Genomic DNA, 344 nt, shown 5'->3' with positions numbered 1-344 from the left:
GGAGTTCCTAGACAAGTTGCTGTACTTGCTTTCCAATTGGGAGATGGATTTACAAATATGATTGTTCCAACTTCTGGAATTTTAATGGCAATTTTAGGAATTGCTAAAATTGAATGGGGATCTTGGGCTAAGCAACAGATTAAATTCCAAGGAATCTTATTTATTTTAGGATCTTTGTTTGTTATAGCTGGAGTTTTAATAAATTTACAATAAACAAAAGAGGGTGTAATTTAAAGTTACACCCTCTTTTATTATTTCAACTTTTGATATTTCTTATATAAAAATAAAAAAAAGATGTATTTCTACATCTTAAAAAATTCATTTAATGGCGGGAGTGACGAGGG

At 29.9% G+C, this 344-nt stretch carries 1 pseudogene; it reads left to right on the top strand.

What is annotated here, in order from left to right:
• Positions 1-213, top strand: a pseudogene (locus L988_RS05115) (hypothetical protein); the annotation flags it as partial.
• Positions 214-344 lie beyond the last annotated feature (131 nt).

The organism is Cetobacterium sp. ZWU0022 (assembly GCF_000800875.1).
In the GTDB taxonomy this organism is placed as follows: domain Bacteria; phylum Fusobacteriota; class Fusobacteriia; order Fusobacteriales; family Fusobacteriaceae; genus Cetobacterium_A.
The sequence above is the reverse complement of the archived record's forward strand: the minus strand, read 5'-3'. Positions and strand labels throughout refer to the sequence as shown.